Genomic DNA, 24,513 nt, shown 5'->3' with positions numbered 1-24,513 from the left:
TTCAAAAATTAACCCGTTCAACACTGTAACCGCCTTTCCAGGTGGAAACCACCATGTAGCCGCGCGCACCCATGGAGGTGGTGAGATGGTAATTCACGCCATCGTCGTAAAACTGGCCTTCATAAAACCGGTGCTGATGGCCGTACAATGTGAATTTTACGTTAGGGGCGCCCGCGAGTGTCTCGGTGTAGGGTTTTTCAAGGTTTTTGTCAAAATCCGCATCAAATGGCGGAACATGGCCTACGACAATCGTATTGAGGTGTGCGGGATTGTTGGCCAGCTGTGCTTTCAGCCAGGCTATGTCGGGTACTGAGCCATCGAAGGCGTACTCGCGGGAGTTGGTATTGACGAAAACAAACCTGTCGTGCCCGAATGCGAACGAGTAGTTGAGCGGGCCAAACATTTTGCGGTAAGTAGCCGAGCCGTTGGCCACAATATCGTGGTTGCCGATGACCGTCACATAAGGGTATTTGAGGCGGGTCATGATCTCGTTCACCCATTTGAATTCCTGGGTGAGGCCGAAATCGGAAATATCGCCCGCGTGCAGCACGAAAGAAATGTCCCTCTGCTGATTGGCGCTGCGCACAAACTCTTCGCATTCGTCGTACCATCGCTGGCTGTCGCCCATCAGGATAAACCGCGTGGTGTCGGAAACGGGAAGCTGGCTTATTTTTGCAATGTTCTTGGCGGTGAGGTCTTTGTCCCTGTCGAGCAGCGTCTCCTCGTTGGGATTGTACTGGAAAAGGTCGTCGCAGGAAGTAAGCAGGAAAGCTAACCCCAGACTGAGCCCGAGGCGGGGCCAGCGTAGCATATTTTTCAATTTGTTGATGATTGGATGAATAATACGAGTGACCCGCATTGGCGGGAACGCCATTTATTAACCCCGAAAATCATTGTTTGATTCCGGGGGGAACATTATATTTAGCCACGCGCCCAGGCACGGTTTTTGCGTGGGATAGGTTACTATTGTTTATTTAAATTAAAAACCACTATGAAAATCAAGGACATAATTGCAGTAATGGGATTTTTGCTGATCACGATGTCAGTATCGGCCCAGGTGGTGTCCAAAGACTCTATCAACATGCTGAAAGACCAGAAGCAAGTGCTCGAAGTCAGCAAAAGGCTGAACGAACGAAAGCTTGAACTGGCCAAATTGGAAAATCAGGTTGCCCAGAAAACCGACGATGTAGCGACTACCGCGGAGAAAGCCCGCAAATCGGCCGAGGAAAACAAGCAAGCGGCCGAAAAGCTTGGCGATAACCCGCAGGACAAGAAGCACGCACGGCGTGCGAACAAAAGTGCGGGTTCGGCCCACCGCGATGCCAAGCGTGCGCGCCGGGCAGTGCAGAACCTTGATAAGCTAAACAAGAACATCGAATCTTTGAAGAAAAAAATTGCGGATGACGAATCCAAACTGGCTTCTCTGCAAGGCTCCGGAAGCGGCCGCTAGGTAAATGTGAATAACCTTGAAGAAATTTGTACTTTTTGATTGCGATGCGTGCCGGCCGATGGTCGGCACGTTGTTTTTATGACTGTCAGAAAATCATGTATGCTATTTAAAACGGCATATGGTTGATTTTAACGTACCGGTGAGTTACTTTTACTTTCGTGAGAAGGCTATTGCGAAATATCATTTTATTTATGGTTATCCTGGACACGACCTCGTTCTGCCAGGTGTACAAAATTCCTTTGCTTCTCAAACATTTCGCAGAGCACCAGTCGCTCAACCGGGAAATCACCTTCGCTGATTTCCTCTCCATGCATTACCTCGGGCACGACCTGAACGACAACGACGACGATAAGGACATGCAGTTGCCGTTTAAAAAGGTGGAAGCGCATACGTCCAACTTCATCTTCGTTCCCAATACCCCCGTTTTTACATTCAAGAGAGTCTACCTGCCTGTCAAGGCCGAATATGGCCCCGCTGTACCGCAGATCGATTACAGCACCGTCCTCGGCTCGCTCTTCCGTCCTCCGCGGGCATAAATACACCAGATCCGGGGCGAGTTGCGCCCTGCAATGTCCGTGCATGCTGCTCAGGTAGCCGTGCGCGTATACGTGTATTTATTTTCCGACTAATATGCTGAACAGAATCATCAGGTTCTCTGTGGAGAACAAGCTGGTGATCGGGATATTCATGCTGCTGTGGGTTGCCTACGGTACCTATGAGTCGACGCGGTTGCCTATCGATGCCGTTCCCGACATCACCAATAACCAGGTGCAGATCATCACCACCGCGCCGTCACTCGGTACCGAGGACGTGGAGCGGCTCATTACTTTCCCGATCGAACAGGCCACGGCGAATATTCCGGGCCTTAAAGAAAGCCGAAGCATGTCGCGCTTCGGACTTTCGCTCGTTTCCATCGTTTTCGACGACGACTCGGACATCTACTGGGCGCGCCAGCAGGTTACCGAGCGCCTTTCACAGGTGGATATGCCCGAAACAGCCGGCAAACCCGAGCTGGCGCCCGTCACAACCGGGCTTGGAGAGATTTATCAATACGTTGTCAAACCTAAAAAGGGTTTTGAAAAAAAATACTCGCTTGCCGACTTGCGTACCACGCAAGACTGGCTCATCCGCAGGCAATTGCTAGGTACACCCGGCGTGGCGGATGTCTCCACATTTGGCGGTGAGCTGAAACAATACGAAGTGGCCGTGGACCCCTCGGGGCTGAAAGCGATGGGGCTCACCATTACCGACGTGCTCACGGCCCTCAGCCGCAATAACCAGAATACGGGCGGCGCTTACATCGAAAAAGGCCCGACCGTGCTTTACATCCGCAGCCTGGGCTTGGCCGGTTCGATCGAGGACATTAACCATATTGTCGTTGCCAATCGAGCCGGAGTACCCGTGCTGGTGAGCCACGTGGCACAGGTACGTTTTGCGCCTGCGATCCGTTACGGTGCGCTTACGATGGCCGGTTACGGAGAAGTGGCCGGGGGGATCGTAATGATGCTCAAAGGCGGGAATTCTTCAGAAGTGATCGGTAATGTGAAGGCGCGCATTGCCGAGATCAGCAAGACATTGCCCGAAGGTCTTGAAATTGAGCCTTTTCTCGACCGTACCAAAATGGTGAATAACGCCATCGGTACCGTCGAGCATAACCTCCTCGAAGGCGCGGTGATCGTTGTGATCGTGCTGGTGTTGTTTTTGGGAAATTTGAGGGCCGGTTTCATCGTGGCGTCGGTGATTCCGCTTTCGATGCTTTTTGCCGTGGCGATGATGAACCTGTTCGGGGTGAGCGGCAACCTGATGAGCCTTGGTGCGCTCGATTTCGGGTTGATCGTCGATGGCGCGGTGATCATCGTGGAAGCTATCCTGCACCATTTGCATATTTCCCCTAAATATGCGGGTATCGGCAGTCTTAACCAACGGCAGATGAACGATGAAGTATCGGGCTCGGCCAGCCGGATGATGAATGCCGCGGTGTTCGGGCAGATTATCATTCTCATCGTGTATTTGCCGATTCTGTCCTTGTCGGGCATCGAAGGGAAGATGTTCAAGCCGATGGCTCAGACCGTCGCATTCGCGATCCTGGGTGCATTCATCTTGTCGCTTACCTATGTACCCATGATCAGCTCGCTGCTGATCAGCAAGAAGATCAGCCACACGCCCAACTGGTCCGACCGGATCATGGAGAAGATCGAGCGCGCGTACGAGCGGTTACTCGCGCGTGCCTTGCGCTTCAAGCGCACGATGGTAGCGGGTGCATTTGTGCTCTTCGGCGGCGCGGTGCTGATTTTCAGTCAAATGGGCGGAGAATTTATCCCGCAGCTCGAAGAAGGGGACTTTGCTACCGAGACGCGTCTTCTGGTGGGTACCAACCTCAGTACCACCATCGACGCGATCAACCGCATTTCCGACCGTTTGAAAAAGGACTACCCGGAAGTGATCAAGGTAGCGTCGCGCATAGGCAGTGCCGAAATCCCTACGGATCCTATGCCGATCGAGGGCGGGGATATGATCATCGTTTTGAAAGACAAATCGGAGTGGACCAATGCCAAAACCTTCCCCGAACTGGCGACCAAAATGGCCGCTACGGCGCAGGAAGTAGTACCCGGCGTGACCACCGGTTTTCAATATCCGGTTCAAATGCGGTTTAACGAGCTCATGACCGGTGCGAAACAGGATGTGGTTTGTAAAATATTCGGAGAAGACCTTAACAAACTTGCTGCGTATGCGGACCAGCTCGGCCAGATAGCCCGGCGCGTGGACGGCACCGCCGACTGGTATGTGGAGGAGGTAACTGGAATGCCGCAGATCGTGATCGATTTCAACCGCGCCGAGATCGCGAAGTATGGTTTGAATATCGATGACCTTAACAAAACCATTAATGCAGCATTTGCCGGGGCGGCCGCCGGGCAGATTTATGAAGGCGAGAAGCGTTTCGACCTCGTGGTGCGCGTAGGTGCAGAAGGTCGTAAAAGCATAGCCGATGTACAGAACTTGCTCGTATCGACGCCCGGCGGTTTGCAAATACCGCTCAGCCAGGTAGCGGCAGTGCGCGAGATCGAAGGGCCGAATCAGATCCAGCGGGAGGACACGCGCCGGCGAATCATCGTCGGGTTTAACGTGCGGGGACGTGACGTGCAGTCGATCGTGGAGGAGTTGCAGCAGAAGGTGGAGGCGAAAATCAAATTCGAGAGCGGCTATTCCATTACCTACGGCGGCGCATTTGAAAACCTGCAACAGGCCAAGGCCCGGCTGGGAATCGCGGTGCCGGTAGCACTTTTGCTGATTTTTATGATGCTGTATTTTACATTCTCGTCCGTGAAGGATGGCGCGCTCATTTACACGGCCATTCCCCTGTCGGCCATTGGCGGCGTATTCGCATTGGCCATGCGTGGTATGCCTTTCAGTATTTCGGCCGGTGTGGGTTTCATCGCGTTGTTCGGCGTGGCTGTGCTGAACGGCATCGTGCTGATCTCGGAATTCAACCGGATCAAGAAGGAAGGCCTCATTACCGACGCATGGGAGCTGGTAATGACCGGCACACGCAACCGCCTACGTCCGGTATTGATGACGGCCGCCGTCGCATCGCTCGGTTTCCTGCCGATGGCGGTCAGCAATGGGGCAGGGGCCGAAGTACAGCGTCCGTTGGCTACCGTGGTGATCGGCGGGTTGGTGACGGCTACATTGCTCACATTGTTTGTGTTACCGGCTTTGTATTTGTTGTTTAATTCAAAAAATAAATCGGAGATGAAGCCACGCAGTGTCGCCGCTGTAATGGCGCTCTTGCTGGTATTTGCGAACATGGCGCAAGCCCAGAACAGCTCCGTGAGCCTCGATGAAGCGGTACAAAAAGCATTGGCGCACAACCGGAGTATCAAAGGCAGCCGGCTGAGCGAGCATGCCGCGGATAAGCTGAGAGGCAGCGCGTACGATATTGCTAAAACGGGTATCAGCGCCGATTACGGCAAATTCAACAGCCCCAATAACGATACACGGATCGGTATTACGCAGACGATCGCGTTCCCTTCCGTGTACACCAACCAGCGTAAAGCCCGCGAGGCCGATTACCTAGCAGCGCAGGCCAGGACGAGACTCAGCGAGCAGGAAGTTCGTACGGGCGTGCGACAGGTTTTTTATGAATACGCGGTATTGAAAGAGCGCGAACAGCTGCTGATCTATGCCGACAGTATTTTCACCGGTTTTGAAAGCAAATCCAATCTCCGCTTCGAGCGTGGGGCATCCAACGTACTTGAAAAAACCGCTGCCAGCTCTCAGAAGCAGCAGATCGCCAACCAGCTCAACCTCGTGCGAAACGACCTCGGTATCGTGCTCGAACGGTTCAATTTCTGGTTGCAGGATTCATTGGCCTATACTCCGCAATGGAGCACGCCACGCATTGCGGTGCTGAATCTGCCGGGGTTGGACGGGGTGCAGGATTTGCCGCAGATCGAGATCGGCAGGCAGCTTACAGAGTCGGCGTACTTTCGTTACCGGACCGAGAAAGCCAGAATGCTTCCCGAGTTTTCGGCGGCCTATAACAACCAGAGTCTCCGCGGAACGCAGCTGCTCAACGGGACAGAAGTGAACCTGACGGGCAAAGACCGCTTTGGTTACTACGGCCTTGGGGTCAATATCCCGATCTTTTTCAAGGCCCATACCGCGCAAATTGCTGCGGCCCGGATAGAATGGATGCGTGCGCAGAACGATACTGAGCTTACCGGGCAACGGCTGCGCTCGGAGTGGCGCAATGCGCAGGAGCAGGTCCGGAAGTTTGCGGAGAACCTGCGCTATTATGAACAGCAAGGCCTGCCGAACGCCGAGACGATCATCACCGTCGCCGACCGCCAGTTTGTGTCCGGAGAAATCGATTACCTGCAATGGGTGATTCTCGCAGGGCAATCCATTGCCATCAGAAGCGAATATGTGAATGCGCTGGGCAGCTACAATGAAGCCGTGATCCAGTTACTCCATTTGAATAATCAATAAGACATCATGAAAACATACATCTTAATATGCGTCGTGCTTTGGGCCGGCATTTCTTGCAGTAGCCCAAGCGGAGAACAGCAATCGGCCGGTGCGCAGGACACGGCCGCTACGGCGGCGGGCGAACCGGTCATGCGGTTAGTGTCATTCGATCCACAGCAAATTCGCAATGTGGGGATCGAAGTGGGCAACCCGGTGCTGCAAAACATATCCGGAAAACTCACATTGCAAGGCAAGATCGACGTGCCGCCGCAAAGTACCATCAGCCTGAGTTTTCCATTAGGCGGCTATCTGAAATCGACCAAAATGCTGCCCGGAATGCGGGTCAGGAAAGGGCAGGTGCTCGCTGAATTGGAGGATATGCAGTTCATCCAGCTTCAACAGGATTACCTCACTGCACGCGCTAAATTCGAGCTGGCTGAAAACGAATATGCGCGCCAGAAGGATCTGAATCAGAGCAAAGCAGCCAGTGACAAGGTGTTCCAGCAAGCAAGGGCGGAAATGGAAACCGAACGTATCCTCATGAATGCGCTGGCCAGAAAACTGGAAGTGATCGGGATCGCACCTGATAAGCTGAACCCGGACAATATTTCCAAGACAGTCCCCATTCTTTCACCGATCAACGGGTTTGTTTCAAAGGTGAATGTGAATGTTGGCAAATACACCGCGCCTACGGATATGCTTTTTGAGCTCGTCGACCCGAAAGATATTCATCTGGCGCTGAGTGTGTTTGAGAATGACTTGAATGCGCTGTCGGTCGGCCAGCAAGTTACGGCCTACGCCAATGCCGACCCTGCGAAGAAGTTCACCGCCGAAATCATCGTCATCGGCAAAAGTCTGACGGATGACAGAATGGCAGAGGTGCATTGCCATTTCGACCAGTATAGTGCGGCGCTGGTACCGGGTATGTTTATGAACGGCGAGGTGGCGATTGAACGCAAAAAGGCATTGACCGTTCCGGAAGATGCGGTAGTCCGGTGGGAAAACAAATCATTTGTATTCGTCGAACGTGCGTCCGGCAATTTCGAAATGGTCGAAATACAGCCTGGGACGGTCACGGACGGGTTTCAGCAGATCCACGGGGCTGGTATCGACGCCGGATCAAAAGTGGTGGTCCGCAATGCCTACTCACTGTTGATGAAGATGAAAAACACCGACGGCGAAGGTTAGCGAGCCGTTTGCTCAAATTTTGTATGACATTAGCGGGCACAGGCATTATATTTTCATGTGCATTCGATGTACAGTCTGACGTACAGTCGTTTGTACACGTTGAGTAAAGCGAAAACAGCTCCCGGGGTTTCCTGGGAGCTGTTTTGTTTTGGAAGCTTTTCGATTATTTACGTACGAGCTCGTCGGGGAAAGGCACCTGCTTGCCTGTCGTTTTGAACGTGGGCCATTGCGCATTCCAGGCTTTGAGCTGCCGGGTGAAGAGCGTCGCCAGCTCTTTTACTTTCGACGGGTTGGAAGCAGCGAGATCGTGCTCCTCACTGATGTCATTGCGCAGGTTGTAAAGTTCCAGTTTTGCCTGCCGGTAATCGTAAATCAGTTTCCAGTCGCCCTGCCTGAATGCGCTTGCATAATGGATATTGGGACCTTCCGCAGCGATCCAGCGATTGGGATGGTGCCACACCAGCCCCCGCTTATCGTCTTTGAAAGCAGGGTTTTTCAGGATCGGCAAGAATGTCTTTCCATCTATTTTCTGAACTGTTTTTGCGTTACGAATACCTGCCATATCCAGGATGGTCGGGTAGAAATCCTCCACGATCACATATTGATCTGCCACGGTACCGGCTTTAACCACACCCGGCCATTTGACGAGCATGGGCTCGCGGATACCACCTTCGTACACAGAGCCTTTCCCTGCTTTCAACGGCAAATTGTGCGTCCAGGCCTTTCCGCCCCGCGCCGGAGTAATGCTCAGGCCGCCATTGTCCGACATAAAAAGTACTACCGTATTGTCCGAGATCTTCTTCTCGTCGAGGTAATGGAGTACATCGCCAAGGCTCTTGTCCATGCCGTCGATCAGCGCGGCGTATTTGGCTTCTGTGCTGTCTAGGCCTGCCTGGAGGTATTTATTCAAAAAACGCGGGTCGGCGGTAAGCGGCACATGCACCGCATAATGCGCCAGGTAGAGGAAGAATGGCTTCTGGTCGGTTACCGGCTTTTCGATCGCTTTGAGGGCCTCGATGGTGATCGCGTCGCTCAGGAAGGTGTCCGTGCCATGGTACGCTTCCAGGCCGGGTACTGCATTGCGGTTGGGTTTTCCGTTGGCAGGGCTGTCGTAATTAGCCCGCCCTGAATAGCTCGCCGGGTGCCCGATCGAACTTCCCGCGATATTGACATCAAACCCGGCATTCAGGGGATCGGCGCCCGGCGTTCCCTCGGAGCCAAAATGTGCCTTGCCGCTGTGAACCGTGTAGTAGCCGTTCTGGCGCAGTACCTCGGGCAACGCGGTGGCATGAAAAGTATGCTCGACACCGGCAACAGGGCTGAAACCATTGATGTTCCAGTCGACGGCATTAAGTGTCGCGTCGGCGTAGTCGGTATTTTTGTTCTTGTCGGGCGAGGTCCAGTGCGTTACGCGGGTATGCGCTGCATTCACGCCGGTGATCAGGCTCACGCGGGTAGGCGTGCATACGGGCATTGCGTAGGCGTTCGTGAATTTCATGCCCTCGCGCGCGAGCCGCTCCATGTTGGGGGTGTGGTAGCGGCGGTTGAAGTCGGTGGGTTTGTTCCAGAACGGCACAGAGGTGTCCTGCCAGCCCATGTCGTCGACCAGGAAAACAATGATATTAGGCTTGTTTTTGGATGCGGACTGCCCCAGGGTGGGGAAATTCAGGAGAAGCGCGGCCAGCATGATCACAAAGGGCTGCCACGCGTTAAAGCGGGTATTCATCGGATTAAACGGATCGGGGTAAGGAATTAAGAATGCGGTAAGATCGGGAAATTTGATGTACAAAACCAATTGTTGCCAATGCGGAGCGAACTTTTGCAGCTAAGGCTTTGAAGAGTGACAAATTTAACTTTACTTTGTCTATAAAATAAGTAGACTAAATAATTCCGCGGTAAACCACCTGTTGCTGGAATGGAATTTTGGGGTGAGGGACGTCAACTCCTATTTAACTGGAAACCATCATGATATTAGAAAAGACATTTCATCTGAGCGTGGGCCGGGAGGCCAAGATCATCGTAAGAGGGCAGGTGGGCCGGAACCGCGGCGAAATCATCATCGATTACGAATTCCTCATCCGCGAGAAGCACGACACCGGTTTCCGCGAGCCGATCGGGCCTAATCACCCGCAATACTGGAAACTCAAAAAATCCACGCCGGAGCGGTCCCAGCTGCTGCAACTTGAATACAGCGGCATTTCACGCAAGCAAATCAGGGAAGTCACCCGCGAGTTCAAGCGAGCAGCCGGCCCGGGCTACACATTCCGCTATCAAAACGAAATTGAAGAGCGCACGAAATACCTGAAAGGCATACGCGTAAGCGCGTTGAGTCGGCGGTTGCTTTCGGTGGCGTAACCTTCTGATCATTTCCCATTTATCCATCGGATTACCTGCCGGCACGGGTTGTACTGGCTTTCGGAAATTGTTATTTTTGTGAAACGCAATTTTCGAAAGCTATGCAGCACACTTTTCAATTAAATGCCTCAAACCTGACACTCGGGTTTATCTACATGATCAAAAATCTCTTTGGAGATAAGGAGATAAGGATCGTCGTGGAAGATATCCACCCCGCCGATTTGTCCAGAGCTGAATTGTACAAATCAACATTGGAATTAATTGACCTCTTTAAGGACGCGAAGATCGATCCGGACATTAATATTTCGGACATTGCAAATGAGGTGAATCTATGACATACTTCGATACCGATGTGTTGATTCATCTCCTTGTTCCGCAGGATCCTATAAAACATAAGCTTGCAAGAAATGTATTTGATTATGCTTTCGATGCCAAAAAAATGCTGATATCGTTTCTTGCATTGCAGGAGGCGATCTTCGTCTTATACCGGCTCGGGCAGCCAATGGAGAAAATTGAAAAGGCGGTATCCAAGTTTCTGGAGTACCAGCCGGTGGGCTACGATACGACCGAAATGCGAAGGGCTGTCGTACTGGGAAAGCAAATCGGCTTCCAGCACATCAACGATTGCCTCCACACCGCAATCGCCGAACGGCATTGCAATGAATTATACACTTTCAATAAGTCTGATTTCAGGAGAATTGCCCCGCTTTCAAAATTGAAGGTTGTCGTTTTGGAATAACAAACAATCACAAAAAGCCGCACCGCCAATCGGCAGTGCGGCTTTCACCTTGTCCAATCACCATTTACTTTACAGGATGTTCGATAACGCTGGTGCCGAAGGCTGGCCGGGCGTTGAGAAGGCCTTGTGTGAAGACCGTGTATATTTTTCCGGCTTCCAGTTGGAAGCTGGCTGTTCCTACTTTCGCGTTCGTGGAGAAGTCAAGGTAATCGATGTTGAACGTGCCGGCGTCGACGGTTTCAAACGGGCCGAGCGACCAGGCGCTTAATGCTTCTCCCGAAAGGGCAGAGTTAGCGGCACGTCCGTAGGCGACCTGGTTGAAGAGTGTCTTGCCGTTTTGGACTACATTCAATGAACCTGCGCCGGGCGAAAGGTTGATGAACCGGAGCTTGGCCTTACCGCTGGCAGGAGCTTTAAGGTCGTCGTAAAAGAGGATCAGCGAGTCGGCTTTGTTGTTAGCGGTGCGGGCGGCTACCACCGTGTGATAGAAGGTCGCGATAGGGCCGTTAGGACGACCTGTTGCAGTGAATGTCGCCGAGTTGCCAAACTGGTAGGACGCCTTGTAACTCGTGTTGGTACCTTCGGTGAAGTTAATTTGCACGTTCCCGAATACGGTAGGCAGGTACTCCGAGGCTTTGTTGATGGCAACAGGTGCGGGAGTCACTTTGTCGGTGAAAGTCCAGAAATAGAGGCCTGTGTCGACAGGGCGTGCATTTACAAAGCTGATGTAGGCACTGAGCGGAGGCCGGTCGGCGGCATCGACATCGAGGTAGCCGGCGTCTTTACAGCCGGAAAGGAAGAGCAGGGCCGGGATAATGCCGAGGAGCTGAATAACCGGACGGGCCAGTCGCTGGAATGTTTTCATGATTTCGTTTGGATTAGAGTTTTGCGGTAACACGGACGAATGGCTGTATACCGGCGCTGCCGTTCTGGATGCCGATCACCGATGGATTGTTCAATGCGCTCAATTTGGGGTCGGAGTAGTCGCCCAGTTCATTGAAAAGGTTATTGACGCCCAATGTGGCCTGAATGGATTTGGAAAGGGCGTAGGATACCGAAACGTCCGCTACCCAGATCGGTTTCAGTTTTTGGTAAAAGTAATCGGGTTTAGGAAAGGTCGCATTCAATGCCGAGGCATTGGTCACGGAACCAAAATAGACGGCGCGTGCCAGGTAGGTGAGGCGGTTTTTCTTGAAAATGCCCTGCAACGTGATCTTTTGACCGGGAATCTGGGAAGTAACGCGCGCCTTTTCGCCGTCGTTGAAGATAATGTAGCGATACGCTTCCAGGCCTTTCGGCGTATTCACCTTGGTGACCTCGTTTTTGACAAAATTGGCTCCCAGAAGCAGGCTCAACGTGCCATTACGGAATGGCGTACGGTAGCTTCCCGTAATTTCGAGGCCTTTGGTGCGGGTACTGAACGAGTTGTAAAAAAACTTGGCCTGAGTGGTACCGGTCTGCACGAACAACGTGCGCACTTCGCTTGGCAGGTTCACGTCCGTAGCCGAGAAGTTGCCGGTATTGCCCACGCGGTTGTTCACATCCACGAGATACGCGTCCGCTGTGAGTTCGAAGTTGCGGAATGGCTGGGAGGTGAAACCGGCGGTGTAGCCTTTGGACTTCTCGGGTGTGAGCGTAGGGATGCCCAACGCGCGGGTGGCAGCACTCTGGTTGGAGGCCGTAACCTGGTCGATCGCACGGCCTTGCTGGAAACTCGTTGATGTTTCGGTATAGTAATATTGAGCGAGGTCGGGTGCGCGGAAACCGGTATTATGCGACGCGCGGATGCCGAGCCAGTCGGTGATGCTGTACCGCGTTGCCACTTTGTAGGTTGTTACATTTTGAAGTTGCGAAAAGCTTTCGAGCCGTACTGCGCCGGATAGCAGCCATTTGTTCGTGATGTTCGCCTCAATATCCGCATAGCCCGCAAGTATCGAGCGGTTTACGCTTACCTCGTTTTCAGGACGGAAGCCCGCGTGGATCTGTGAGCCGGGCGAAAGGCCGTTCAGCCCGATGCTCCCTTCTTTGGTTTGATAAACAATACCCGTTGCCGTGGTATCGAGGCCGTAAACAGTCCGTAGATCGGCTTTGGAATAGGAAGCCTCCTCACCCGCGATGATCTGGTAAGTTTCCACACGGTATTGTGCTCCGAACGCCACGTTGATACCCTTCAAAGCCTTTGGAAAATAGCGGCTGATATCGATGCTGCCGGTATTCTGACTGGCATTATAACTGCCCGCATCAAAGGTAGTAGGCGTTTTCAGTCCTAGACTGGCATTCAGCGAATTGGTAATGACATTACCAAAATCATTTTTACCGTACACATTGGAAATATCGACGTCCCAGTCGCGGATCTTGCCTTTGATGCCCACGGCAAACGACTTGTCGGTAATGATGTTCTCCATCGCCGGCAGGAAACCGTCGGGGTAGAGGAACGAATTGTTGCGCTCGGTCCATCCCGGTAGCCGGTATACGGCGGTGAACTGCGAGTTGCGGTGGCTGATGCCCCCGAATGCGTAAAGCTCGGCGTTCTGACGGATCGGCACCGCGGCGTTGAAGAACAGCAATGCGTCCTTGGCCTTATTGGAGCCGCCGCCACGACGGTCGAAATGATGCCGGTCTATGCCGCGGGAAGCGAGGATTGCCTCATCGATCTCCTTCGTATAGATAGCATCGTAATTGCGTGTATTGGCACCGCCGCCGTAGATCGGCCCGAGGTACAGGCCGGCATCGTCTTTGCCGGGCAATATGGAAATCGCTTGTGTGGCAAACTCGGCCGTGGTATTGAGGTAACCGCCGTTTTTGCCCAGTGCGAAACCGTAATTGGCATTGGTGCGCGTGGTGACGCCGTCGCCACGACGCCGGGAGCTGGCGGTGGAGCTCAGCGTGAGCTGGTCGACGCTCTTGTTGAGCACGATATTGATCACACCCGCGATGGCATCGGAGCCGTACTGCGCCGCCGCACCGTCACGCAGGATCTCCACGCGCTCGATCGCGGCGGTCGGAATGGCATTCAGGTCGTAGCCCGTCGCTCCGTTGCCGAGCCCGCCCCAATTGATATTGGAGCTCTTATGGCGGCGTTTGCCATTAACGAGCACCAGCAGTTGATCCACGCCCAATCCGCGCAGCTGCGAAAGGTTCAATGCGGAGCCTGCATCGCCCGCATTGGTGCCGTTCACCGAGTGGAATGAGGGGGAAACATATTGCAAAAGCTGCGTGATACTGACCTGCGGGGCCGATTCCTGCAAAGGCTTCAAGTCGATGATGTCCACCGGTACCGGCGAATCGATCTTCGTGCGGTTGGCATTCCGCGAGCCTACCACCTGCACCTCGCCCAGCGTGTGCGTGCTGGCTGCCAGCGTTACATTGTATTCGTTCGCAGATGTTATAGGCAATTCCCTGGCGGTAAATCCGATAAAAGAGAACACCAGCGTTTCTCCTTTGACGAGCGGCAGCGTGAAACGCCCGTTGGTATCGGTAATCGTGCCCTGGCGCGTGTTTTTGATGGCTACATTCACGCCGGGGAGCGGGGAACCGTCTTCCGCGTGCACCACACCGGTGAGCGTACGTTGCTGGGCCAGCAGGGGAGTTGATATTAAAAGTATAAAAAGTAATAAATGTTTCATAAGTATTCATAGGATATTGAAGCCGTTGAAGAACCTGATCCGGCGATGGCAGAAATGGCTGGACGGAGAGCCTGCAGTCCCGTCGGTAGCCATTCTGCACACCGCCGGATCAAGTTTATTATATTTAATCTACGGATTTTATAGACTAAAATAATTTTAAAAAAAAGGCGATTAACTACGCCAGACATCCGCCGGACAACAACGATGGCGTGTACAAGTGCTTTTCAGCACGCAATGCTTGCAATGGATTGATTTTAACATGGTTTTAAATTTATGGTTTCCGAAATACAGTGGCCGGCAGGTGGTTGGGTGCAGTAACGCCAAGACGCCACAAAGGTAACGGCACGCATTCCGGTTTGCCAAAATTTAAAAAATACAAATCGGGCACATTGCCACAGGATGCCGATTCCGCATTATATGTATATGCGTAGGAGTTTGGTGGTATGAAAAACGAATTTATTCTACTTAGTCTACGAAAATTGTAGATAATTAAAAATCGCCGTTTTATATTTGCAACATGATTCAACGGCCTGTCACAAACCACCACCGACCCGCCGATGATCCTGGCCAATCCTGCAAAATGCCCTGGATCGAAAAGAGTACTTCCCTGACGCTGAGGCGCGCAGCCAGGAAGACTACATGCATTTTCATTTTTCAAAAACCTAAAAATTTCCAGTTGTATGAAAATCAACAACCAGATGAAAGCCGTGGCATTGGCAGGAGCCACATTGTTCGGTAGCGCAGCATTTGCAGGCGACGGTCCGGACGCCAAGGCACCCAAGCAAGGCGTATGGCGCGGCGAATTTGTGATCAGCGAAACGCACATTCCTTTCAATTTTGAATACAATGCCAAAGACAAGGACCATCCGACCCTGACTTTGCTCAACGGCACACGCCGCGACGATTTCAAGGTGACGAAGCTCGGCGGGGATTCTATTTTTGTAAAAATGAATACCTACGACGCCGCGCTAGTGGCGAGAGTGGAAACCGACGGAAAGATCACCGGTGAATACCGCAGCCTCGTGCCGGGCTTCCGGGGCAATGCGCTGCCATTCTCTGCCGAATACGGCAAAAATTACCGTTTCGTCGAGAAAGGTAAAGAGCAGCCTACCAAGCATAACCTTTCGGGTAAATGGGATTTGCAGGTATTTAGTAAAGCCAAAATGCCTGATAACGTGGCGCTTCTGAAACAGGAGGGCAACAAGCTCACCGGCGTGGTCATGTCGACGGTAGGGGATAGCCGCGAACTCGAAGGCGTGGTGCAAGGCGATGAATTTGTCCTCTCGCACTTCTCCGGCCCGAACCCGCGTGTGTACAAGGGCAAAATCAACGAGGACGGCAGCATTACCGGCGTGATCAGCTCGGGAATTTATGATAATACCAAATTTGAAGGCAGCAAAAATGACAAGGCGGAATTGCCCGATCCATATCAGCTGACATACCTGAAAGAAGGCTACAAAAAACTCGATTTCACCTTGCCCGACCTCGATGGCAAACAGGTTTCGCTCAGCGACGACAAATACAAGGGTAAGGTGGTGATCGTGGAGATCATCGGCACGTGGTGCCCTAACTGTACCGACCAAACGTCGTTCCTCGCCCCTTGGTACCGTGCCAACAAAGACCGTGGTGTGGAAGCGATCGCCATCGGTTTCGAGCAAAAAGACGACCTCGAATATGCCAAATACACGCTTGGCACGCTGAAAAAGAAATATGGCATCGAGTACGACATCCTTTTCGGGGGTATTGCGGATAAGAAAGTAGCTTCCGACAAACTGCCTGCGCTCAACCGCATGATGGCCTTCCCGACCACGATCCTCATCGACCGGAAAGGCGAAGTACGCCAGATCCACACGGGTTACACCGGCGAGATTACGGGCCAATACTTTCAGGATTACGTAGCGAAATGGAACAAAGACCTTAACGAGCTCATCTCCGAGCCGGTGCCGTCGGGCATCAGTTCCGCTTCGGCAGGTGCAACCAAGAGTTCGAAATGAGGGATTAGTGACGCGTACGTCGTTGTAGTTACATCCCTACGGGATTCTGAAATATCGCTTGGGGCCATGTTTCTACCAATGTCACGTGCCTGACGGCACTGATCTGTGAGGCGTCAAGTCGCGTTAGCGATGTAATCTTGGTAGCAAAGTCGCACGTCGGCCGTTAGATGAAATGCCATCAGGCATGTAACAACAATGCAACGGATTCCGCGGACACCGTACATGCCCTTCGACTGCGCTCAGGGTGACATAATGCAACAACAATACTTGGACTAAATCGTGAGTTCAACAAACTAGGTACGTGGTGATTTGAAACAACTGCAAGGCGAAGCCGGAAAACGGTGCGACGTGCTTTGCAGTTGTTTAACATTTCATTTCAAAACAGTATTCCAATGATTTACAGAGTAATAATGCTCGTGCTGTGCTGTGCAGGCAGCGCTTTTAGCCAGGATTTGAAAGACATTTCGCGCTGGAAAGTGAGCCTTTCGAAAGCGGGTGCCCAACCCGGCGAGCAAGTGGAAGTGGTATTTTTCGCGGATATTAATAAAAACTGGAAGCTCTATTCATCCGATTTCAAAGGCGATATCGGGCCGCTTCCCACCGAATTTGCATTCAACCCCAACAATGCCTACCAGCTGGTTGGCGAGGTAAAGGCCGTAAAGCCCCTCAAAGCGGTGGACCCGACCTGGGACAAGGCATACACCTATTTCACCGACAAGGCCGAGTTCCGGCAGACGATTAAAATCGCGAAATCCGGCGGTAGGATTTCAGGGACGATCAAGGGGCTTTTATGCTCCAATGAGGACGGGCTCTGTGTGCCTTTCAAGGAGTCGTTCGAAGTGCATTGATTTAAATTCAACATTTCAAATGGATATTACAAAATGGCTGGCAGCCGTGCTTTGCTGCGGTTCGCTGGCATTGGTGTCGCTGCAATCCAACGAGGCGTCCGTGGAGCTCAATACGAAGGAAGAACTGGGAGAGAAGCTGTTTTCGGACCCGATCCTTTCGCGCGGGCGGGCGATCAGTTGTGCTTCATGCCACATTCCGCAGTTTGCATTCGCGGATACGGCGGCGTTCAGTATCGGCGACAAGGGCACGCGGCTGACGCGCAACAGTCCGGCGCTGACGAACCTTTCCGGCCGTACCGATTTCTTCTGGGACGGGCGGGCGGCTTCGCTCGAAGAACAGGCGCTTGGACCGCTTTCGGCGCATGACGAAATGGACCTGCCGGTGGACCAGGCTGTTGAGCGCCTCAAAAAGAATGATTTCTACCGGGCAGCCTTTCAAAAGGTATTTAAAGCCGAGGTTAATTCTAAAAACCTGCCCGCGGCCATTGCGGCCTTCGAGCGCACGCTCGAAACCACCGATACGCCTTATGACCGTTACCTGGACGGGGACGTGAATGCAATGTCCGCCGCCGCCGTGCGGGGCAGAATGCTGTTCATAGGCAAAGCGAATTGCGCCACCTGCCATTCCGGCGAGGATTTCACAGCCGACCGGTTTAAAAGTATCGGCCTTTTCAATGGCAGGGAACTGAATGACCCCGGCCGGTTCAAAATCACGAAGGACAGCTCGCATATCGGCCTTTTCAAAGTGCCGGGCCTGCGAAATGTGGCCGTTACGGCCCCCTACATGCACAATGCGATGTTTAAAACACTACGCGAGGTGGTCCAGTACTACAATACCCCCGACAAATTTGTGCGCAACCCCATCAATCGCGACCTGTCGCTCAGCAGCGCGTTGAACCTCTCCGACAACGAGGTCGACGACATTGTAACCTTCCTGGAAGCCCTTACCGACGACCGTTTCAAGCGCAAATAGGCTCGGCCGCATATTCTTCTCCCGCTCACAGGTAGATTTTCGCCATTCCTACCTTATTTTGCTAAACAATTTGCATTTACTAAACAGTGTTTATTATATTCACATCGTAATTACAAAAGCATGGCGATTAAGGAAAGAAAAGAGCGGGAAAAGCAGGAAATGAGGAACCTGATCATCGAGTCGGCGACTCAGCTGTTTTTGAAGCAAGGCTACGATAAGACGTCGATTCGCAGCATTGCCGATGATATTGAATATAGTCCGGCTACTATCTACCTGTATTTCAAGGACAAAGACGAGATTTTTTATGTGATCCATGAGAATGCGTTTGATATCCTGGACAAGCATTTACGCCAGCACGACGGGATCGCCGACCCGTTTGAAAGGCTGGGGGCGATCGGCAGAACGTACATCAAATTCGGTCTGGAAAACCCCGATTACTATGATCTGATGTTTATCATGCGTGCGCCGATGGAGCAGATCAAGAACGAGGAAAAATGGAAGGCAGGGGAATGTGCGTTCGGTTATTTGCTGACAACCCTTTCCGAATGTCTTGAACAAAAGAAGATCCGGCCTGCGGAGTTACACGTAACGGCAATTATGGTGTGGTCTTTCGTGCACGGATTGGTATCGCTCTACGTACGCGAGCGCATGTGTATTCTCATGATGGAAGATGACGCAACGCGCGAAGTTTTGTACAGCTCACTCGATCTTTTTATGGCCAATCTGAAAACGTAAAAAATTTTGCCATTCACTAAACACTGTTTATAAACTAAACATTACTTAAAAATGATGCGATTATTGAAACCCATGCCGCGGCATTGGCAGTACCTTCTTGTGCCTTTGCTGAGCCTTTTCGCACCTGTTCGAGGGCAGGACGCGCACTTGCAAGGTTATATCGATCAGGGCCTGCGGAACAACCAGGGGCTTAAACAACAGCGCTTTATCCTCGAACGTAACCTGTTCGCGCTGAAAGAGGCCAGGACGTTCTTTTACCCCGAGGTTAATTTCAGTACTTCCTACCTCGACTCGCGCGGCGGACGGAAGATTAGCATCCCGATCGGCGATTTGCTGAACCCGGTATACAATTCACTCAACGAACTCACCAACTCGTCCGCATTCCCGAAGGTGGAGAATGTGAGCCAGACCTTCAACCCGAGGAACTACTACGATGCGAAATTCCGTACGTCCCTGCCGCTTTATAATGCTGAAATCACCTATAATACGAAGATCCGCAAGGAGCAGATTCATTTACAGCAGGCGGAGGTGGACGTTTATAGAAGAGAGTTAGTGAAGGAAATCAAGCTGGCTTACTATGCCTGCCAGCAAGCCGACGAGGCGGTGCGGATCCTGGAAAGCGCTGTGGCGCTGTCAAGGGATAACCTTCGCTTCAACCAGGCACTGGTGAAGAACGACAAGGCGATCCGAACGGTGGTGACGCGCTCTGAAAATGAGGTAATTGGCCTGGAAGCAAGGCTGGTAGACGCGCGGAACCAGTCGGTGAATGCGAAGGCCTATTTCAATTTTTTGCTGAATAGCCCATTGGAGACCATCCTGGAAATAGGCGCACCGAGCGAATCGGAAATACTGGCGGATACGGCGGCAGCGGGTAGGAGAGAGGAGCTGGCAAAACTGGAAACGCTTTCGAAAATCAATGCATTATCCGGCCAATTGGCCCGGGCAGGCGCATTACCGAAGCTCTCGACATTCATAGACCTCGGTTCGCAGGGTGATTTTGTGAATTTCAACCGCGATACCCGCTATTATCTCTTCGGCGTGACGCTCGACTGGCGCGTGTTTGCCAACAACCGTACGCAATACAAGGTGAAGCAGGCTGAATTGGAGCAGAAAGCTACCGGGGAGCAGATCAGTCAGGTAGAACAACAGCTTCAACTTCAAAACAAAACAGCGGCCAATACCTTTCAATCGGCCGTGCTGACATATCGGGCTACGAAAAGCCAGACTGCATTATCACAACAATATTACCAGGATCAGCAGAAACTTTACCGCGAAGGCCAGTTGCTATACATCGAACTGCTCGACGCGCAGAACCGGCTGATCAACGACCAACTCCAGCAAAGCATTTCCTATTTGAATGTCCAGACCCGCGCCGCAGAATTGGAACGGGCCCGGGCGAGCTACTTATTCTCAAACTAACATGATATGAAAGCTACAACACATCCCATTATATATGCCTACGTGCTCGCGGCCGCGCTCCTGACCGCCGCCTGTAAAGAAGAAAAGAAGCCGGAGCAGACCGACGACACGATTCCGGTAAAAGTGATCAGTTCTGCCGCATTGACCCAGGCGCAGGCCGTGGAAACATCCGGCTTGCTCGGTTCCGAAAACGAAGCGCGTTTATCATTCAAGATTGGCGGTATTATCAGGGATATTCTGGTCAAAGAAGGTGATAAGGTGCGTAAAGGACAGCTTCTGGCGACGCTTAATACCACTGAAATCGCCGCGCAAATGGGCCAGGCCGAAGAAAACTTCCTGAAAGCCCAGCGAGATGCCCGCCGCGTGCAGAACCTCTACCGCGACAGCGTTGCTACCAAGGAACAGCTGGAAAATACCCAAACCGCATTGATAGTTGCCGAAAAGCAGCTGGATATTGTCAAATTCAATTTGTCTCAAACGAAAATTTTCTCCACTGCGGATGGCGTGGTGATGCAGAAATTGCAGAATGCCGGAGAGCAGGTACAAGGTGGTACGCCCATTCTGCACATCAGCAGCACGAGCAGCGGCGACTGGGTCGTGAAATGCGGCCTTACCGACAAGGACTGGGCCCGGCTGAAAGGTGGTGAAAAAGCGGAGGTGCATTTCGATGCATACCCCCAGACATTCACAGGCAAAATTAAAACCCTCGCGCAGGTGAGCGACCCGGTGTCGGGACTTTACCAGGCTGAAATTACGCTCGACAAAGCAGCTGCCAAGCTCGCCAGCGGCCTTTTTGCCAAAGTGCAGGTTTACCCTAAAGAAAAAACCAGCATGGTTTCCGTTCCCGTCGACGCATTGATCGAAGGGGAGAACGACAGCGCATTCGTGTTCGTGGCGGATGGCAACCGGGCGCAGAAGAAGCGCGTGAAGATTGCGTTTCTTGAGGGCGATAAGGCATTTATCCTCGCGGGGATAGACGCCGGCGCACGGGTAATCCGCGAGGGATCGGCTTATCTGGCCGAGGGATCGGTGATTAAAGTAGTTCAGTAACCTGTTTCAACCGCAAAGACCATGAAATTACCTGAATTTGCAGTCAAGAATTACCAGTTTACGCTGGTGATATTCCTGGGTGTGCTGGCGCTGGGGCTGTATTCGCTCTTCACCATGCCGCGCAGCGAGGACCCCGACATTCACCCGCCGCAGTTTACCGTGGTGGTGGTATACCCCGGCGCTAATCCCAAAGACATGGAGCAGCTGGTGGTGGACCCGATGGAGAAGAAGATCAATGAACTCGACGATATGAAGCACGTTATCACCGACATCCGCGACGGTCTGGCCGTGATGCAGGTGATTTACAAATACAGCTCCGATCCGGACGATAAGTACCAGGAAGTAGTCCGTGAGATCAACGCATTGCGCTCGCAGCTCCCGGCAGATATTGCCGACATCCGCATCAACAAACAAATCCCGTCCGACGTAAGCATTTACCAATATGCGCTCATCAGCGAGAATGCGACTTACACGCAGTTGAAAAAGTATTCGAAGGATTTCAAGGAGCGGCTGGAAAAGATCAAAACGCTGAAAAAGGTAGAGTACTCGGGCATTCCCGAACCACAGGTGAATGTGAGCCTGAACTTGCAGAAGATCGCGCAGCAGCGGCTCACCCAGGACCAGATCGTGGGGGCATTGCAAAGCGAGGGCGTGAATATTCCCGGCGGGAGCATTAGTATGGCTACCAAAAAGCTGAACATCAAAACAAGCGGCAGTTACCGTACGCTCGACGAGGTGGCCAATACCGTGGTGTCACGTTCCGACGGCAAGATTGTGTATCTCAAAGACGTGGCCGATGTGAGAATGGGTTATGAGGACGAAACGCACATTACCCGGCTGAACGGCTTCCGGTGCAGCTTTGTGAATGTGAGCCAGAAAGAAGGCGAAAACATCATTTCCGTGCGCGATCAGGTGGAGCCGGTAGTAGCGGAATTTCAAAAAACATTGCCTTCAAACATCGAAATGATCAAGGTTTTCGATCAGGCCACCAGTGTGGATACCCGGTTATCGCATTTTGCACGGGATTTTGGAATAGCCATTTTACTCGTATTGCTCACATTGCTGCCGCTCGGTACACGGGCGTCGCTCGTGGTGATGATCTCGATCCCGCTTTCGCTGGCGATCGGCCTCACGATGATGAACCTGCTGGGCTACAATATCAACCAGCTCAGCATTGTCGGGATGATCGTAGCGTTGGGCATCCTGGTGGACGACAGCATTGTGGTCGTGGAAAACATCGAGCGCTACTTGCGGATGGGTTACGGTAAGGTGCAGGCGGCCATTCAGGCCTCGTCGCAAATCGGCCTCGCTGTGGTGGGGTGTACGATCCTGCTGATCTTTGCCTTCCTTCCGCTGGTATTCCTGCCCGAGGGCGCGGGCGATTTTATCCGAAGTTTGCCGATGTCGGTGATTACAACGGTGTTTGCATCGATGCTCGTATCGCTGACCGTGGTGCCGTTCCTGTCGAGCGTAATCCTGAAACCGCACGCTTCGGAAGATGGCAACTGGCTGCTGCGCGGAATGAAAAAGGGCATTCACAAAACTTATGGCAGCGTACTCGACCGCGCATTGCATTGGCCTAAAACCACATTGGCGATTGCCGGTTTGATATTCGTCGGTTCGCTGGCATTGGTGCCGCTCATTGGTAACAGTCTTTTCCCGAAATCGGAGAAGCCGATGTTCCTGATCGACATTGAAACGCCGCAAGGAACCAACCTCAAAAAGACGAACGAGATCGCGCGCTATGTGGAAGGCATTCTAAAACAGGAGCCGCTCATTACTTCCTTTGCGACCAACGTGGGCAAGGGTAATCCAAGGGTGTATTATAATGTAGTGCAGCGGAATGAGAGCGAAAACTTTGCCGAGATTTTCGTGCAGGTAGAGGGGCTCGAAACCGAAGAAAAGGTGGCAGTAATTGAAAAGCTGCGCAAAAAGCTGGAACGCTACCCAGGCGCCGAGATCAAGGTCAAAGACTTTGAACAAGGCCCGTTGATCGAAGCGCCGCTGGCCTATCGTATTTATGGTGAAAACCTGGAAGACTTGCGCAAAACTGCCTTCCGTGTAGCCGACCTGCTTACCAAAACCGAAGGTACCATTTACGTCAACAACCCGTTGCTGGTACAACCGACCGACTTACGCATCAACATCAATAAACAGAAAGCCGGAACGCTGGGCATTTCCTCGGCCGACATCGATCGTACGGTGCGGCTGGGGGCTGCCGGGCTGAACGTGGCCACTTTCCGGGAAGATGTGGGTAAGGCGGATAGCTACAATATCAATGTGTCGGTGCCGCGCAACGCAGCCATTCAGGATTACAGTGTTTTTGACAAACTGTATGTAACGTCCGCAGCAGGTGCAAGCATTCCTTTGAAAAACATCGCGACCATTGAAATGGAAAGCTCGCCGAACCAGATCCGGCACTACGACAAGGACCGGTACGTAACTGTTTCGGCATTCACCAAACCGGGCTACAATGTCCAGAAAATGAACGACGACATTACGGCGAAGCTCAACCAGTTCAAATTTGAAAAAGGGCAGCATTTCACGGTTGCCGGCGAAAAGGAGAGCCAGGAGGAGAGTTTCGGCGGATTAGGTTTGATCATACTCATTACCGTTTTCGGTTTCCTGGGGGTGCTGATATTGGAATTCAAAACCTTCAAAAGCATTCTCATCGTGCTGTCGGTGATCCCGCTGGGTATCGTGGGTGGGCTCGCAATGCTCTTCCTGACGGGCGAAACGCTGTCTTTTACGGCCACGATCGGTTTCATCGCACTGGTAGGGATTGAAGTGAAGAACTCGCTGCTGGTAGTCGATTTCACCAACCAGCTTCGTGAGCAGGGCAAGAGCATCGAGGAAGCCATTATCGAAGCCGGGGAAATCCGTTTCGTGCCGATACTACTTACTTCCATGACCGCGATCGGCGGGTTATTGCCGCTCGTGATCGAATATAGCGCCTTGTATTCTCCATTGGCATTGGTGCTGATCGGCGGGTTGATCAGCTCAACGTTGCTATCGCGTCTGGTGACGCCGGTGATGTACAAGCTGTTGCCGCCAAAGGTGGAGCAAAAGGCAACCGTGGAAGAAACTGAGCTGGAAGCAGCCTATTAATAACTCGTCGGGCGGGTTTTTCGGGAGCGTTTTTTATTTTGCAGGAATCGAAATGTGAGT

At 52.4% G+C, this 24,513-nt stretch carries 19 protein-coding genes; 14 read left to right on the top strand and 5 right to left on the bottom strand.

Translation table 11 applies throughout. From position 1 onward, the window contains the following. Position 1 precedes the first annotated feature (1 nt). On the bottom strand, positions 2–811 hold the full coding sequence (locus CLV60_RS27965; RefSeq protein ID WP_229211159.1) for a metallophosphoesterase family protein: 810 nt from the start codon (positions 809–811) through the stop codon (positions 2–4). Between the two features lie 180 nt (positions 812–991). Between CLV60_RS27965 and CLV60_RS27960 the strand changes: the two genes are divergently transcribed. The 4 genes from CLV60_RS27960 (at position 992) to CLV60_RS27945 (ending at position 7,606) form a co-directional block, all read left to right on the top strand. Beyond that, on the top strand, positions 992–1,450 hold the full coding sequence (locus CLV60_RS27960) for a hypothetical protein (protein ID WP_106598703.1): 459 nt from the start codon (positions 992–994) through the stop codon (positions 1,448–1,450). 191 nt (positions 1,451–1,641) lie between these two features. Then, the gene (locus CLV60_RS27955; RefSeq protein ID WP_229211158.1) at positions 1,642–1,986 is read left to right on the top strand and encodes a hypothetical protein; all 345 of its coding nucleotides are present in this window, start codon (positions 1,642–1,644) and stop codon (positions 1,984–1,986) included. A gap of 94 nt (positions 1,987–2,080) precedes the next feature. Further along, entirely contained in the window at positions 2,081–6,439 is a 4,359-nt protein-coding gene (locus tag CLV60_RS27950) for a CusA/CzcA family heavy metal efflux RND transporter (protein WP_106598701.1), read from the top strand. 6 nt (positions 6,440–6,445) lie between these two features. Beyond that, entirely contained in the window at positions 6,446–7,606 is a 1,161-nt protein-coding gene (locus CLV60_RS27945; protein WP_106598700.1) for an efflux RND transporter periplasmic adaptor subunit, read from the top strand. A gap of 163 nt (positions 7,607–7,769) precedes the next feature. Here CLV60_RS27945 and CLV60_RS27940 read toward each other — a convergent pair whose 3' ends face one another. Then, positions 7,770–9,293: a sulfatase gene (locus tag CLV60_RS27940; RefSeq protein ID WP_211302283.1), complete on the bottom strand. Its 1,524-nt coding sequence runs from the start codon at positions 9,291–9,293 to the stop codon at positions 7,770–7,772. 278 nt (positions 9,294–9,571) lie between these two features. Here CLV60_RS27940 and CLV60_RS27935 point away from each other — a divergent pair, with 278 nt between their 5' ends. The 3 genes from CLV60_RS27935 (at position 9,572) to CLV60_RS27925 (ending at position 10,700) form a co-directional block, all read left to right on the top strand. Then, on the top strand, positions 9,572–9,961 hold the full coding sequence (locus CLV60_RS27935) for a hypothetical protein (protein ID WP_106598699.1): 390 nt from the start codon (positions 9,572–9,574) through the stop codon (positions 9,959–9,961). A 101-nt stretch (positions 9,962–10,062) separates the two neighbouring features. Continuing rightward, a complete protein-coding gene (locus CLV60_RS27930; protein WP_106598698.1) occupies positions 10,063–10,296 on the top strand; it encodes a hypothetical protein in 234 nt (77 codons plus the stop codon). Beyond that, positions 10,293–10,700 carry a type II toxin-antitoxin system VapC family toxin gene (locus CLV60_RS27925; protein WP_106598697.1) on the top strand — a complete coding sequence of 136 codons (408 nt, stop codon included), beginning with the start codon at positions 10,293–10,295 and terminating at the stop codon, positions 10,698–10,700. The genes CLV60_RS27930 and CLV60_RS27925 overlap by 4 nt, the downstream gene beginning before the upstream one ends. Before the next feature lie 64 nt (positions 10,701–10,764). Here the strand turns inward: CLV60_RS27925 and CLV60_RS27920 are convergent, their stop codons facing one another. From CLV60_RS27920 to CLV60_RS34870, 3 genes are all read right to left on the bottom strand, one after another. Continuing rightward, the gene (locus CLV60_RS27920; protein ID WP_106598696.1) at positions 10,765–11,565 is read right to left on the bottom strand and encodes a DUF4397 domain-containing protein; all 801 of its coding nucleotides are present in this window, start codon (positions 11,563–11,565) and stop codon (positions 10,765–10,767) included. 13 nt (positions 11,566–11,578) lie between these two features. Next, positions 11,579–14,326, bottom strand: a complete 2,748-nt coding sequence (locus CLV60_RS27915; protein ID WP_106598695.1) for a TonB-dependent receptor — start codon at positions 14,324–14,326, stop codon at positions 11,579–11,581. A 522-nt stretch (positions 14,327–14,848) separates the two neighbouring features. Continuing rightward, the gene (locus tag CLV60_RS34870) at positions 14,849–14,971 is read right to left on the bottom strand and encodes a hypothetical protein (protein ID WP_262510578.1); all 123 of its coding nucleotides are present in this window, start codon (positions 14,969–14,971) and stop codon (positions 14,849–14,851) included. Between the two features lie 35 nt (positions 14,972–15,006). On the opposite strand from CLV60_RS34870, the gene CLV60_RS27910 reads away from it, so the two are divergent. From CLV60_RS27910 to CLV60_RS27880, 7 genes are all read left to right on the top strand, one after another. Next, on the top strand, positions 15,007–16,320 hold the full coding sequence (locus CLV60_RS27910; protein WP_106598694.1) for a peroxiredoxin family protein: 1,314 nt from the start codon (positions 15,007–15,009) through the stop codon (positions 16,318–16,320). Between the two features lie 392 nt (positions 16,321–16,712). Beyond that, complete coding sequence (locus CLV60_RS27905) at positions 16,713–17,168, top strand: protein-disulfide reductase DsbD domain-containing protein (RefSeq protein ID WP_106598693.1); 456 nt, start codon at positions 16,713–16,715, stop codon at positions 17,166–17,168. A gap of 19 nt (positions 17,169–17,187) precedes the next feature. Next, positions 17,188–18,141 (top strand): cytochrome-c peroxidase, encoded by a 954-nt coding sequence (locus tag CLV60_RS27900; protein ID WP_106598692.1) that lies wholly within the window; start codon positions 17,188–17,190, stop codon positions 18,139–18,141. 120 nt (positions 18,142–18,261) lie between these two features. Continuing rightward, on the top strand, positions 18,262–18,876 hold the full coding sequence (locus CLV60_RS27895; protein WP_106598691.1) for a TetR/AcrR family transcriptional regulator: 615 nt from the start codon (positions 18,262–18,264) through the stop codon (positions 18,874–18,876). 51 nt (positions 18,877–18,927) lie between these two features. Next, positions 18,928–20,295 carry a TolC family protein gene (locus CLV60_RS27890; protein ID WP_229211157.1) on the top strand — a complete coding sequence of 456 codons (1,368 nt, stop codon included), beginning with the start codon at positions 18,928–18,930 and terminating at the stop codon, positions 20,293–20,295. A gap of 6 nt (positions 20,296–20,301) precedes the next feature. Continuing rightward, positions 20,302–21,345: an efflux RND transporter periplasmic adaptor subunit gene (locus CLV60_RS27885; RefSeq protein ID WP_106598689.1), complete on the top strand. Its 1,044-nt coding sequence runs from the start codon at positions 20,302–20,304 to the stop codon at positions 21,343–21,345. A gap of 21 nt (positions 21,346–21,366) precedes the next feature. Beyond that, positions 21,367–24,453 carry an efflux RND transporter permease subunit gene (locus tag CLV60_RS27880; protein ID WP_106598688.1) on the top strand — a complete coding sequence of 1,029 codons (3,087 nt, stop codon included), beginning with the start codon at positions 21,367–21,369 and terminating at the stop codon, positions 24,451–24,453. The last annotated feature ends 60 nt before the right edge of the window (positions 24,454–24,513 follow it).

It is taken from the genome of Dyadobacter jiangsuensis (genome assembly GCF_003014695.1).
Taxonomy (GTDB): Bacteria; Bacteroidota; Bacteroidia; order Cytophagales; family Spirosomataceae; genus Dyadobacter; species Dyadobacter jiangsuensis.
The sequence above is the reverse complement of the archived record's forward strand: the minus strand, read 5'-3'. Positions and strand labels throughout refer to the sequence as shown.

Excerpts from the sequence above, each read along its gene's own strand:
- CLV60_RS27890 (WP_229211157.1), top strand. The coding sequence starts at position 18,928 with ATGATGCGATTATTGAAACCCATGCCGCGGCATTGGCAGTACCTTCTT.
- CLV60_RS27880 (WP_106598688.1), top strand. The coding sequence starts at position 21,367 with ATGAAATTACCTGAATTTGCAGTCAAGAATTACCAGTTTACGCTGGTG.
- CLV60_RS27925 (WP_106598697.1), top strand. The coding sequence starts at position 10,293 with ATGACATACTTCGATACCGATGTGTTGATTCATCTCCTTGTTCCGCAG.
- CLV60_RS27915 (WP_106598695.1), bottom strand. The coding sequence starts at position 14,326 with ATGAAACATTTATTACTTTTTATACTTTTAATATCAACTCCCCTGCTG.
- CLV60_RS27900 (WP_106598692.1), top strand. The coding sequence starts at position 17,188 with ATGGATATTACAAAATGGCTGGCAGCCGTGCTTTGCTGCGGTTCGCTG.
- CLV60_RS27930 (WP_106598698.1), top strand. The coding sequence starts at position 10,063 with ATGCAGCACACTTTTCAATTAAATGCCTCAAACCTGACACTCGGGTTT.
- CLV60_RS27950 (WP_106598701.1), top strand. The coding sequence starts at position 2,081 with ATGCTGAACAGAATCATCAGGTTCTCTGTGGAGAACAAGCTGGTGATC.
- CLV60_RS27885 (WP_106598689.1), top strand. The coding sequence starts at position 20,302 with ATGAAAGCTACAACACATCCCATTATATATGCCTACGTGCTCGCGGCC.
- CLV60_RS34870 (WP_262510578.1), bottom strand. The coding sequence starts at position 14,971 with ATGCATGTAGTCTTCCTGGCTGCGCGCCTCAGCGTCAGGGAAGTACTC.
- CLV60_RS27940 (WP_211302283.1), bottom strand. The coding sequence starts at position 9,293 with ATGCTGGCCGCGCTTCTCCTGAATTTCCCCACCCTGGGGCAGTCCGCA.
- CLV60_RS27945 (WP_106598700.1), top strand. The coding sequence starts at position 6,446 with ATGAAAACATACATCTTAATATGCGTCGTGCTTTGGGCCGGCATTTCT.
- CLV60_RS27935 (WP_106598699.1), top strand. The coding sequence starts at position 9,572 with ATGATATTAGAAAAGACATTTCATCTGAGCGTGGGCCGGGAGGCCAAG.
- CLV60_RS27895 (WP_106598691.1), top strand. The coding sequence starts at position 18,262 with ATGGCGATTAAGGAAAGAAAAGAGCGGGAAAAGCAGGAAATGAGGAAC.
- CLV60_RS27920 (WP_106598696.1), bottom strand. The coding sequence starts at position 11,565 with ATGAAAACATTCCAGCGACTGGCCCGTCCGGTTATTCAGCTCCTCGGC.
- CLV60_RS27965 (WP_229211159.1), bottom strand. The coding sequence starts at position 811 with ATGCTACGCTGGCCCCGCCTCGGGCTCAGTCTGGGGTTAGCTTTCCTG.
- CLV60_RS27960 (WP_106598703.1), top strand. The coding sequence starts at position 992 with ATGAAAATCAAGGACATAATTGCAGTAATGGGATTTTTGCTGATCACG.
- CLV60_RS27910 (WP_106598694.1), top strand. The coding sequence starts at position 15,007 with ATGAAAATCAACAACCAGATGAAAGCCGTGGCATTGGCAGGAGCCACA.
- CLV60_RS27955 (WP_229211158.1), top strand. The coding sequence starts at position 1,642 with ATGGTTATCCTGGACACGACCTCGTTCTGCCAGGTGTACAAAATTCCT.
- CLV60_RS27905 (WP_106598693.1), top strand. The coding sequence starts at position 16,713 with ATGATTTACAGAGTAATAATGCTCGTGCTGTGCTGTGCAGGCAGCGCT.